The organism is Streptomyces chartreusis, assembly GCF_008704715.1.
Lineage (GTDB): Bacteria > Actinomycetota > Actinomycetes > Streptomycetales > Streptomycetaceae > Streptomyces > Streptomyces chartreusis.
On record NZ_CP023689.1, the window covers coordinates 7250021 to 7262134 of the forward strand.

Genomic DNA, 12114 nt, shown 5'->3' on the forward strand with positions numbered 1-12114 from the left:
GTGCCCCCATACGAGCCTTTTTCCCGGCCGTACGACTTCTGCCGAACCCGAAGCGGCGACGCGCAGGCCGGTTGATTGACCGTGCCACACGGTGGACTAAAGTGACGCGGAGCGGGAGGCGTGACTCCCTGCTGGACTGTTTTTCCCGGAGACACCGGCGATTCTTCCGGAGATCTCCCCGCGTGCGCGGCGCGTACGTACGGCTCGGCCTCCTCCCGCTCCCGGTCGGCTGACGCTTCCGGCGCCCGTTCGCTGGGGGTCCCCCAGTCTGTCGGGGGAGGGTGGGGACCCGGCGGTGCGTACCGTCCCGCCGGATCTGAGAGGGCCCCTTGAGTTCCAGTCGACACGTCCCGGTGATGCTCCAGCGGTGCCTGGACCTGTTGGCCCCCGCCCTGCAGCGGCCGGGAGCGGTCGTCGTCGACTGCACGCTCGGGCTCGGCGGCCACAGCGAGGCCCTTCTGACGCAGTTCCCCGAGGCCCGGCTCGTCGCCCTCGACCGCGACAAGGAGGCGCTGCGCCTGTCCGGCGAGCGGCTCGCCCCGTACGGCGAGCGCGCCACCCTCGTGCACGCCGTCTACGACGAGCTCCCGGACGTCCTGGCCAGGCTCGGCATCGCGCGCGTGCAGGGCGTCCTGTTCGACCTCGGCGTCTCCTCCATGCAGCTGGACGAGGCCGACCGCGGCTTCGCCTACGCCCAGGACGCGCCCCTCGACATGCGCATGGACCAGACGACCGGCATCAGCGCCGCGGAGGTCCTCAACACCTACCCGCCCGGCGAGCTCGTCCGGATCCTGCGCGCCTACGGCGAGGAGAAGCAGGCCAAGCGGATCGTGGCCGCCGTCGTGCGCGAGCGCGCCAAGGAGCCGTTCAGCAACAGCGCCCGGCTCGTGGAGCTGATCCGGGACGCGCTGCCGCAGGCCGCCAAGCGCACCGGCGGCAACCCGGCCAAGCGGACCTTCCAGGCGCTGCGCATCGAGGTCAACGGCGAGCTCTCCGTCCTGGAGCGGGCGATCCCGGGCGCCGTGGCGGCCCTCGCCGTCGGCGGGCGGATCGCGGTGCTGTCGTACCACTCGCTGGAGGACCGCCTGGTCAAGCAGGTGTTCGCGGCCGGCGCCGCCAACACCGCCCCGCCCGGGCTGCCCGTCGTCCCCGAGCAGTACCAGCCCCGGCTCAAGCTGCTGACGCGCGGTGCCGAACTTCCCACCGAGGAAGAGATCGCCGAGAACCGGCGCGCGGCACCGGCGCGGCTGCGCGGGGCCGAGCGCATCAGGGAGTCCATCGAATGAAGGCCGTGAGGCAGGGGCGGGAGTCCGGGTCCACGACGCGAACGCGTCGGTCGGAGAACCGGACCCGGGGGAGGGCGAGTGAGTAGGAAACCCGAACTGAGGGGGCGGGCCGCCCGGCTCGCACGGCTCCTGCCCCCGGGCGCGGGGCAGGCCGCCCGTGCCCCGTTCGTCCTCCTGGTCGTCCTTCTCCTCGGCGGCGGCCTCATCGGCCTCCTCGTGCTGAACTCCGCCCTCAGCGAGGGCGCCTTCCAGAAGGACGACCTCCAGAAGGAGACCAAGGCCCTCACCGACGAGGAGCAGTCCCTCCAGCGGGACATCGACGCCTACTCCGCCCCCGACGCGCTCCAGCGCCGGGCCCGTGAACTCGGCATGGTCCCCGGCGGCGACCCCGCCTTCCTCGCCCCGGACGGCACCGTCAAGGGCGTCCCCAGCGCCGCGCCCGCCGGGCAGACCGCCGCCCGCGACGCCCTCTTCCTCGCCCCCGAGGCCATCCCCGGCTCGCCCGCGACGCCCTCGACGTCCGGCCCGGACACCACCTCGACGACCTCCGCGACGACACCATCCGCGCCGGGCCCCGGCCAGGCCACCCCGCAGACCGTGCCCGACTACACGGCCCCCCTCCAGCAGTCCGCCCCGTCCGCCCAGTCCTCCACGTACCCGACCCCCGGCAGGTGACGGAAGTGTCCGACAGGGAACCGCCGCGCCGCCGCGTGCCCGGACCCGCCAAGCCCGCCCGCCCCGGCGGCGCCCAGCGACGCCCGGGTCCCGGCGCCCGCCCGGCCCGCCGCCCGGCACGCCCACGTCCCGGGGCGTCCGCCGCCATCCGGCTCGGCAGCCCCCGCCCCCGGCTGCGCATGGTCAGCCTGGCCCTGACGCTCGTCCTGCTCGCCTTCGTCGTACGACTGCTGCAGGTGCAGGGCGTCGACGCGAGCACCTATGCCGCCAAGGCCGAGAAGAACCGCTACGTCGGCTACACCCTGGCCGCCGAGCGCGGCGGCATCACCGACCGCAACGGCGTGGCGCTGGCGACCAGCGTGGACGCGTACGACATCACGGCCGACCCCACGCTGTTCTCCCGTGACCAGTTGAAGATCGACGACGGTCCCGAGCAGGCGGCAGCCCTGCTCGCCCCGATCCTCGGCCAGGACCAGGAGAAGATCGCCAACAAGCTCCGGCCGGCGAACCGGAACCTGCGCTACACGCTGCTGGCCAGCCGCCAGACCCCCCAGGTCTGGAAGCAGATCAAGGACCTCAAGACCGCGCTGGCCACCAAGGCCGAGACCGACAAGAGCGCGGTCAACGTCCTCGCGGGCGTCCTCTCCGTCGCCAGCAGCAAGCGGGTGTACCCGAACGGCGACCTCGCCGCCGGGATACTGGGCTGGGTCAACGCCGACGGCAAGGGCGGCGGCGGTGTCGAGCAGCAGCTGAACAAGGCGCTGTCCGGCAAGGACGGCGAGATCCGCTACGCCCAGTCCGGCGGCCGGCAGGTCCCCACCGTGAACGCCACCGAGACGCCCGCCGTGCCCGGCAGCGACGTCGAGCTCACCATCGACCGCGACATCCAGTGGGCGGCGCAGAACGCGATCACCAAGCAGGTGGAGGAGTCCAGGGCGGACCGCGGCTATGTGATCGTCCAGGACACCCGCACCGGCGAGATCCTCGCCATGGCCAACTCGCCCGGCTTCGACCCGAACGACCTCTCCGAGGCCTCCAGCGCGAACATGGGCAACGCCGCCCTCCAGGACGCCTACGAGCCCGGCTCCACCGCGAAGGTCATGTCGATGGCCGCCGTACTGGAGGAGAACGTGGCCACGCCCGGCACGCATGTCATCGTGCCCAACCGGCTGCACCGCGGCGACCGGCTCTTCAAGGACGACATCGACCACGAGACCTGGTACCTCACGCTCAACGGCGTGCTCGCCAAGTCCAGCAACATCGGCACCATCCTCGCCACCGGCCAGCTCGGCAAGACCCAGCGGCAGTCCAACAAGGTCCTCTACGACTACCTGCGCAGGTTCGGCCTCGGCAGCTACACCGGACTCGGCTTCCCCGGCGAGACCCCCGGCATCCTGGCCGCCCCCGACAAGTGGTCGACCTCGCAGCAGTACACGATTCCTTTCGGCCAAGGTCTGTCCCTGAACGCGATGCAGGCGGCGTCGATCTACTCGACCATCGCCAACGGCGGCGTACGCGTCGAACCGACGCTGGTACGCGGCACCGAGGGACCCGACGGGCAGTTCACCGAGGCGGCGAAGCCCAAGAAGACGCGGGTCGTGAGCGCGAAGACGGCGAGGACCCTCGCCCAGATGCTGGAGTCCGTCGTGGACGATCGGGAGGGCACCGGTACCAAGGCGCGCATCCCCGGCTACCGGGTCGCGGGCAAGACCGGTACGGCGAACCGCGTGGATCCGGCCACCGGGAAGTACCACGGCTACACGTCCTCCTTCGCCGGCTTCGCGCCCGCCGACAACCCCCGGGTCACGGTCTACTGCGCCATCCAGAACGCCACCCAGGGCAACTACTTCGGCGGCCAGATCTGCGGCCCCATCTACAAGCAGGTGATGGAGTTCGCGCTGAAGACCCTCCAGGTCCCGCCGACCGGGGCCAAGTCCGCCAAGCTCCCGGTCTCCTACAAACCCTGACCACCCTGATCAGCACCGAGCAGCCAGGAACCACCTCGTGACAACGATCACCCCCGACTCCGGGAACCAGGGCACGCCCCGCCCCTCACTTCGCCCTGACGCCGGTACGCCCGGTACGCTCACCGCCGTGCCACACGCTGATCAGTCCCAAACCACCCAGAAGGGGCATCCTGTGACATATCCGGGACCGCCCAGGCCGGCGCAGGTCTCCGCCACACCCCTCGCGGAACTTGCCGACCAGCTGGGTGTTCCCGCGCCGGAACAGCAGGACGGCTCCGCCGAGGTCACGGGCATCACCCATGACTCGCGAGCCGTCCGCCCCGGCGATCTGTACGCCGCCCTCCCGGGTGCCCGTATGCACGGCGCCGACTTCGTCGCGCAGGCCGCGGGCCTCGGCGCGGTCGCCGTGCTGACCGACCCGACCGGCGCCGAACGCGCCGCGGAGACGGGGCTGCCGGTCCTTGTCGTCGAGGATCCGCGCGGGCGGATGGGTGAACTGGCGGCCACGATCTACGGCCACCCCGGCCGCGATCTGCTCCAGATCGGCATCACCGGCACCTCCGGCAAGACCACCACCGCCTATCTCGTCGAGGGCGGCCTGAAGACGCTCAGGTCGACCGGCCTCATCGGCACGGTCGAGATGCGCATCGGCGACGAGCGCATCAAGTCCGAGCGGACCACCCCCGAAGCCACCGACCTCCAGGCGCTGTTCGCCGTCATGCGCGAGCGCGGCGTCGACGCGGTCGCCATGGAGGTCTCCAGCCATGCCCTGGTCCTCGGCCGGGTCGACGGCTGCGTCTTCGACATCGCGGTGTTCACCAACCTCAGCCCGGAGCACATGGAGTTCCACTCCGACATGGAGGACTACTTCGGGGCGAAGGCGCAGCTGTTCACCCCGAAGCGCAGCAGGCTCGGCGTGGTCAACCTCGACGACGAGTACGGCCGCCGGCTGGCCGAGGAGGCCACCGTCCCGGTCGTCACCTTCTCCGCCGAGGGCCACCCCGACGCCGACTGGCGCGCCGAGGACGTCCAGGTCGGCCCGATGGACGCCACGTTCACCGTGATCGGCCCCAAGGGCGAGCGCATCGCCGCCACTTCGCCGCTGCCGGGCCCCTTCAACGTGGCGAACACCCTCGCCGCCATCGTCGCCCTGGCCGCCGCCGGCCTCGACGCGCAGACCGCGGCCGACGGCGTGGCCGCCGTACCGGGTGTGCCGGGCCGCCTGGAGCGGGTGGACGCCGGACAGCCGTATCTCGCGGTCGTGGACTACGCCCACAAGACCGACGCCGTCGAGTCGGTCCTCAAGGCGCTGCGCAAGGTCACCGAGGGCCGGGTGCACGTCGTGCTCGGCTGCGGCGGGGACCGTGACAAAACCAAGCGGGAGCCGATGGGCGCGGCCGCGGCCAGGCTCGCCGACACCGCCGTACTGACCTCCGACAACCCCCGCTCTGAGGACCCCCTCGCGATCCTTGCAACCATGCTGCAGGGCGCGGCGTCCGTGCCGGTACACGAGCGTGGCGAGGTCCAGGTCTTCGAGGACCGGGCAGCCGCGATCGCCGCGGCCGTCGCGCGCGCCCAGCCCGGCGACACGGTGCTGGTCGCGGGCAAGGGCCATGAGCAGGGCCAGGACATCGCCGGAGTGGTCCGTCCCTTCGACGACCGCCAGGTGCTTCGCGAAGCTATCCAGAAGACCCAGGGATGAACTTGTGATCGCCCTCTCTCTCGCCGAGATCGCAGAAGTCGTCGGCGGGCAGACGCACGACATACCGGATCCGTCGGTCCATGTCACCGGATCCGTCGTCCGGGACTCCCGTGAAGTGGAGCCCGGCAGCCTCTTCGTCGCCTTCGTCGGCGAGCGCGTGGACGGGCACGACTACGCGGAGGCCGTCGTCGCGGCCGGCGCGGTCGCCGTCCTCGGCTCGCGGCCGGTGGGTGTGCCCGCGATCGTCGTGGCGGACGTGCAGAAGGCGCTCGGCGCCCTCGCCCGCCATGTCGTCCGGCGGCTCGGCGCGACCCTCGTGGCGCTGACCGGCTCGGCCGGCAAGACCAGCACCAAGGACCTGATCGCCCAGGTGCTCCAGAGCAAGGCGCCCACCGTGTTCACGCCGGGCTCGCTCAACAACGAGATCGGGCTGCCGCTGACCGCCCTCAGCGCCACCAAGGAGACGAAGTTCCTCGTGCTGGAGATGGGCGCGCGGGGCATCGGCCACATCCGCTACCTCGCCGGTCTGACACCGCCGAGGATCGGCCTCGTCCTCAACGTCGGGACCGCCCACATCGGTGAGTTCGGCGGCCGCGAGCAGATCGCACAGGCCAAGGGCGAACTCGTGGAGAGCCTGCCGGAGGACGGCGCCGCGATCCTCAACGCCGACGATCCCCTCGTACGGGCCATGGCGTCCCGTACGAAGGCGAAGGTGCTTCTTTTCGGAGAGTCCGGCGAAGCGGACGTACGCGCCGAGAACGTGCGACTCACGGACAGCGGACAGCCTTCCTTCATGCTTCACACACCCTCCGGGTGCAGCGATGTGACCATGCGCCTGTACGGTGAGCACCACGTGTCGAACGCGCTCGCCGCGGCCGCCGTCGCCCATGAGCTGGGCATGTCCGCGGAAGAGATCGCCACCGCGCTCTCCGAGGCGGGCTCCCTCTCCCGCTGGCGTATGGAGGTCACCGAGCGCCCGGACGGCGTGACCATCGTCAACGACGCCTACAACGCGAACCCCGAGTCCATGCGGGCCGCCCTCAGGGCGCTGGCTGCCATGGGCGGCGCCTCACGGGCAAAGGGGGGTCGTACGTGGGCGGTGCTCGGCAAGATGGCCGAGCTCGGGGACGAGGCGCTCGCCGAGCACGACGCGGTCGGACGGCTCGCCGTCCGGCTCAACGTCAGCAAGCTCGTCGCGGTCGGGGGCAGGGAAGCGTCCTGGCTGCAACTGGGCGCATATAACGAGGGTTCGTGGGGTGAGGAGTCGGTGCACGTGTCCGACGCACAGGCGGCGGTCGACCTGTTGCGCAGCGAGTTGCGCCCAGGGGACGTCGTGCTCGTGAAGGCGTCCCGTTCGGTGGGTCTTGAGAGCATCGCCGAAGCGCTGCTCGCGGGCGGCGCCCAGGGTGAGGTCGACGCCCGATGATGAATCAGATCCTGTTCGCGGGTGTCATCGGGCTCTTCCTGACACTGATCGGCACCCCGCTGCTGATCAAGCTCCTCGCCCGCAAGGGCTACGGCCAGTACATCCGCGACGACGGCCCGCGCGAGCACGCCAGCAAGCGCGGTACGCCGACCATGGGTGGTATCGCCTTCATCCTCGCCACGATCGTGGCGTACTTCCTGTCGAAGGTGATCACCGGAAAGCCGGTGACCTACTCGGGCCTGCTGGTGCTCGGCCTGATGGGCGGCATGGGCCTGGTCGGCTTCCTGGACGACTACATCAAGATCGTCAAGCGTCGTTCGCTGGGTCTGCGGGCCAAGGCCAAGATGGCCGGCCAGCTGCTCGGCGGTATCGCCTTCGCGGTGCTCTCGCTCCAGTTCGCGGACAACCGCGGCAACACCCCGGCCTCCACCAAGCTCTCTTTCGTGCAGGACTTCGGCTGGTCCATCGGCCCGGTGCTGTTCGTGGTCTGGGCGCTGTTCATGATCCTCGCCATGTCGAACGGCGTGAATCTGACGGACGGTCTGGACGGCCTCGCCACCGGCGCCTCCGTGCTGGTCTTCGGCGCCTACACCTTCATCGGCGTATGGCAGTTCCAGGAGTCCTGCGCCAACGCGCAGACCCTGACCAACCCGGGCGCCTGTTACGAAGTGCGAGATCCACTCGACCTCGCCGTCGTCTCCTCGGCACTGATGGGTGCCTGCCTCGGCTTCCTGTGGTGGAACACCTCGCCGGCCAAGATCTTCATGGGCGACACCGGTTCGCTGGCCCTCGGCGGCGCGCTCGCCGGTCTCGCCATCTGCTCGCGCACCGAGCTGCTGCTCGCCATCCTCGGCGGCCTGTTCGTGCTGATCACCATGTCGGTGGTCATCCAGGTCGGCTCCTTCCGCCTTACCGGCAAGCGTGTCTTCCGAATGGCGCCACTCCAGCACCACTTCGAGCTCAAAGGCTGGTCAGAAGTGCTCGTAGTGGTCCGCTTCTGGATCATTCAGGGCATCTGTGTGATCGTCGGACTGGGCCTCTTCTATGCGGGATGGGCAGCGGACAAGTGACCGACTGGCAGGGGAAGAACGTCACCGTCGCCGGGCTCGGCGTCTCCGGGATCCCGGCGGCCAAGGTGCTGCACGGCCTCGGCGCGAAGGTCACCGTCGTCAACGACGGCGACGACGCACGCGCGCGTGCCCAGGCGGCCGAACTCGAGGCGCTGGGCATCGCCGTGCGCCTCGGTGACGGGGCGACCCTGCCCGAAGGCACCGAACTCGTCGTCACCGCGCCCGGCTGGAAGCCGGACAAGCCGCTGTTCACGGCGGCCCGGGAAGCGGGCGTCGACATCTGGGGCGACGTCGAGCTCGCCTGGCGGCTGCGCGGCCCGGACGCCGCGCCCTGGCTCGCCGTCACCGGCACCAACGGCAAGACCACGACCGTCCAGATGCTCGCCGAGATCCTGAAGGCGGCGGGCCTGCGCACCGCCGCCGTGGGCAACATCGGCGTCTCGTTGCTGGACGCGGTGCTCGGCGAGGAGCAGTACGACGTCCTCGCCGTGGAGTTGTCCAGTTACCAGCTCCACTGGGCGCCCTCGCTGCGGGCACACTCGGCTGCCGTGCTGAACCTCGCGCCCGACCACCTCGACTGGCACGGCTCCATGGAGGCGTACGCCGCCGACAAGGGCCGTATCTACGAGGGCAACCGCGTCGCCTGCGTCTACAACGTCGCCGACAAGGCGACCGAGGACCTGGTGCGCGAGGCGGACGTCGAGGAGGGCTGCCGGGCCATCGGCTTCACCCTCGGCGCCCCGGCCCCCTCCCAACTCGGCGTCGTCGACGGCATCCTCGTCGACCGCGCCTTCGTCGAGAACCGGCAGAAGAGCGCCCAGGAGCTCGCCGAGGTCTCCGATGTCAACCCGCCGGCCCCGCACAACATCGCCAACGCCCTTGCGGCGGCGGCCCTCGCCCGGGCCTTCGGGGTGCCTCCCAAGGCCGTACGGGACGGTCTGCGGGCCTTCACCCCGGACGCCCACCGCATCGCTCACGTGGCGGACGTCGCCGGGGTCTCCTACGTCGACGACTCCAAGGCGACCAACACGCACGCGGCGGAAGCCTCGTTGGCGGCGTACGAGTCCATCGTGTGGATCGCGGGCGGCCTCGCCAAGGGCGCCGTCTTCGAGGAACTGGTCGCCAAGTCGGCCGGGAACCTGCGGGCGGCCGTCCTCATGGGCGCCGATCGTGCCCTGATCCGGGAAGCCCTCGCGCGACACGCGCCGGAAGTACCCGTCGTCGACCTCGACCGGACCGACACTGGGGCGATGCTCGCGGCAGTCCAGGAGGCGCAGCGGCTCGCCCGGCCCGGTGACACGGTGCTCCTCGCCCCCGCGTGTGCCTCGATGGACATGTTCGCCAACTACAACCAGCGCGGTGACGCGTTCGCGGAAGCGGTTCGCGAACTCGGCGCGGGCGCCTGACGGCGGGTCTCGGCCACAGCGGGTGCTTCGGGACCCTTGGAGGGACGCGTGACTCGGATGTGGCCGGACAGTTCGTACGCCCACGGCGAAGCGGTGAGCGCCGATGCCCGGTAGCCGTACGGGCCGGCCGCCCGTGCAGCGGGCCGTTCGGCGGCCCGCGACGACGGGGCCGCCGCGCGACAACCCGGTACGGCGGCTCTACACACGTCTGCAGCGGGCGTGGGACCGGCCGCTGACCGCCTACTACCTGATCCTCGGCGGCAGCCTGCTGATCACGGTGCTCGGTCTGGTGATGGTCTACTCGGCCTCCCAGATCACCGCGCTCCAGATGTCGCTGCCCGGGTCGTACTTCTTCCGCAAGCAGCTGCTGGCAGCGGTGATCGGCGCCGGGCTGCTCTTCGCGGCCTCCCGGATGCCGGTGAAACTGCACCGGGCGCTGGCCTACCCGATCCTCGCGGGCGCCGTCTTCATGATGGCGCTGGTGCAGGTGCCGGGGATAGGAGTCGCGGTCAACGGCAACCAGAACTGGATCGCCCTCGGCGGCTCCTTCCAGATCCAGCCCAGTGAGTTCGGCAAGCTCGCGCTCGTGCTGTGGGGCGCCGACCTGATCGCCCGCAAGCAGGACAAGAAGCTGCTGAACCAGTGGAAGCACATGCTGGTGCCGCTCGTGCCGGTCGCCTTCATGCTGCTCGGGCTGATCATGCTCGGCGGCGACATGGGTACGGCGATCATCCTGTCGGCGATCCTGTTCGGCCTGCTGTGGCTGGCGGGGGCCCCGACCAGGCTGTTCGTGGGCGTCCTTTCGGTCGCCGGACTGATCGGGCTGCTCCTGATCAAGACCAGCGCCAACCGGATGGCCCGCCTCCAGTGCCTGGGCGCCACCGAACCGCGCAGCGGCGCCGTCGACTGCTGGCAGGCGGTGCACGGCATCTACGCGCTCGCATCCGGCGGAATCTTCGGCTCCGGGCTCGGTGCGAGTGTGGAGAAATGGGGCCAACTACCCGAAGCCCACACCGACTTCATCTTCGCCGTCACAGGTGAGGAACTGGGCCTGGCGGGGACGCTGTCGGTGCTCGCCCTCTTCGCGGCTCTAGGCTATGCGGGTATCCGCGTGGCCGGACGCACGGAGGACCCCTTCGTGAGGTACGCCGCGGGAGGCGTGACCACCTGGATCACCGCGCAAGCCGTGATCAACATCGGTGCGGTGCTCGGCCTGCTGCCGATCGCCGGCGTCCCCCTGCCGCTGTTCTCGTACGGAGGGTCCGCCCTGTTGCCGACCATGTTCGCCATCGGGCTGCTCATCGCCTTCGCACGCGACGAGCCCGCTGCGCGGGCAGCGCTTTCCGTGCGGCAACCCCGCTTTGGTAGAAAGCGTGCGGGAGGCGCCGTGCGTGATAGGGGGCCTCGGAGATGGAACACGATGCGACGGCGTGCCTCGGCGGCGCGTTCGTCCGGAGAGCGGTGAATTTCGGTGCATGTCGTACTCGCCGGTGGGGGGACCGCCGGCCACATCGAGCCCGCGCTCGCCCTCGCGGACGCCCTGCGCAGGCAGGACCCGACCGTGGGGATCACGGCCCTGGGCACGGAGCGCGGCCTGGAGACCAAGCTGGTGCCGCAGCGCGGCTATGAACTCGCGCTGATCCCGGCGGTACCGCTGCCGCGCAAGCCCACTCCCGAGCTGATCACCGTCCCGGGCCGGCTGCGGGGGACGATCAAGGCGACCGAGCAGATCCTGGAGCGCACCAAGGCGGACGCCGTGGTCGGCTTCGGCGGCTATGTCGCCCTGCCCGGCTACCTCGCCGCCAAGCGCCTGGGTGTGCCGATCATCATCCACGAGGCCAACGCCCGCCCGGGCCTGGCCAACAAGATCGGCTCGCGCTACGCCGCCCAGGTCGCCGTCGCCACGCCGGACAGCAAGCTGCGCAACTCCCGCTACATCGGCATCCCGCTGCGCCACACCATCGCCACCCTGGACCGGGCCGCCCGCCGCCCCGAGGCCCGTGCGATGTTCGGGCTCGACCCGAACCTGCCGACGCTGCTGGTCTCCGGCGGCTCGCAGGGCGCGCGGCGGCTGAACGAGGTCGTCCAGCAGGTCGCGCCCTGGCTCCAGCAGGCCGGGATCCAGATCCTGCACGCGGTCGGTCCGAAGAACGAACTGCCGCAGGTGCATCAGATGCCGGGGATGCCCCCCTACATCCCGGTAAGTTACTTGGACCGGATGGACCTCGCGTACGCCGCGGCCGACATGATGCTCTGCCGCGCGGGCGCGATGACCGTCGCCGAACTCTCCGCCGTCGGACTCCCGGCCGCCTACGTCCCGCTGCCCATCGGCAACGGCGAACAGCGGCTGAACGCCCAGCCGGTGGTCAAGGCCGGCGGCGGACTGCTGGTCGACGACGCGGAACTCACGCCCGAATGGGTGCAGCAGACCGTCCTGCCCGTACTCGCCGACCCGCACCGGCTGTACGAGATGTCCCGCGCCGCAAGCGAATTCGGCCGCCGGGACGCCGACGACCTGCTCGTCGGCATGGTGTACGAGGCGATCGCCTCGCACCGCCGCCAGTAACCGTGTGACGGAGGGC

9 protein-coding genes are annotated in these 12114 nt (G+C 70.8%); all 9 read left to right on the top strand.

Features of this window, described 5'->3' with window-relative positions:
- Positions 1-329 precede the first annotated feature (329 nt).
- The 9 genes from rsmH (at position 330) to murG (ending at position 12098) form a co-directional block, all read left to right on the top strand.
- A complete protein-coding gene (gene rsmH / locus CP983_RS31905) occupies positions 330-1286 on the top strand; it encodes a 16S rRNA (cytosine(1402)-N(4))-methyltransferase RsmH (protein WP_093745701.1) in 957 nt (318 codons plus the stop codon).
- 78 nt (positions 1287-1364) lie between these two features.
- Positions 1365-1961, top strand: a complete 597-nt coding sequence (gene ftsL, locus CP983_RS31910; RefSeq protein WP_150503428.1) for a cell division protein FtsL — start codon at positions 1365-1367, stop codon at positions 1959-1961.
- Positions 1962-1966: 5 nt separating this feature from the next.
- Complete coding sequence (locus CP983_RS31915; protein ID WP_373309871.1) at positions 1967-3928, top strand: peptidoglycan D,D-transpeptidase FtsI family protein; 1962 nt, start codon at positions 1967-1969, stop codon at positions 3926-3928.
- A gap of 172 nt (positions 3929-4100) precedes the next feature.
- Complete coding sequence (locus tag CP983_RS31920) at positions 4101-5630, top strand: UDP-N-acetylmuramoyl-L-alanyl-D-glutamate--2,6-diaminopimelate ligase (RefSeq protein ID WP_107907043.1); 1530 nt, start codon at positions 4101-4103, stop codon at positions 5628-5630.
- A 4-nt stretch (positions 5631-5634) separates the two neighbouring features.
- On the top strand, positions 5635-7056 hold the full coding sequence (locus CP983_RS31925) for a UDP-N-acetylmuramoyl-tripeptide--D-alanyl-D-alanine ligase (protein ID WP_150503432.1): 1422 nt from the start codon (positions 5635-5637) through the stop codon (positions 7054-7056).
- A complete protein-coding gene (gene mraY, locus CP983_RS31930) occupies positions 7053-8126 on the top strand; it encodes a phospho-N-acetylmuramoyl-pentapeptide-transferase (protein ID WP_030956450.1) in 1074 nt (357 codons plus the stop codon). Before CP983_RS31925 ends, mraY begins: the two co-directional genes overlap by 4 nt.
- Entirely contained in the window at positions 8108-9532 is a 1425-nt protein-coding gene (gene murD, locus CP983_RS31935) for a UDP-N-acetylmuramoyl-L-alanine--D-glutamate ligase (RefSeq protein ID WP_150503434.1), read from the top strand. Before mraY ends, murD begins: the two co-directional genes overlap by 19 nt.
- Positions 9533-9635: 103 nt before the next feature.
- A complete protein-coding gene (ftsW, locus tag CP983_RS31940; RefSeq protein WP_093745697.1) occupies positions 9636-10997 on the top strand; it encodes a putative lipid II flippase FtsW in 1362 nt (453 codons plus the stop codon).
- 6 nt (positions 10998-11003) lie between these two features.
- On the top strand, positions 11004-12098 hold the full coding sequence (gene murG, locus CP983_RS31945; RefSeq protein WP_107907046.1) for an undecaprenyldiphospho-muramoylpentapeptide beta-N-acetylglucosaminyltransferase: 1095 nt from the start codon (positions 11004-11006) through the stop codon (positions 12096-12098).
- Positions 12099-12114 lie beyond the last annotated feature (16 nt).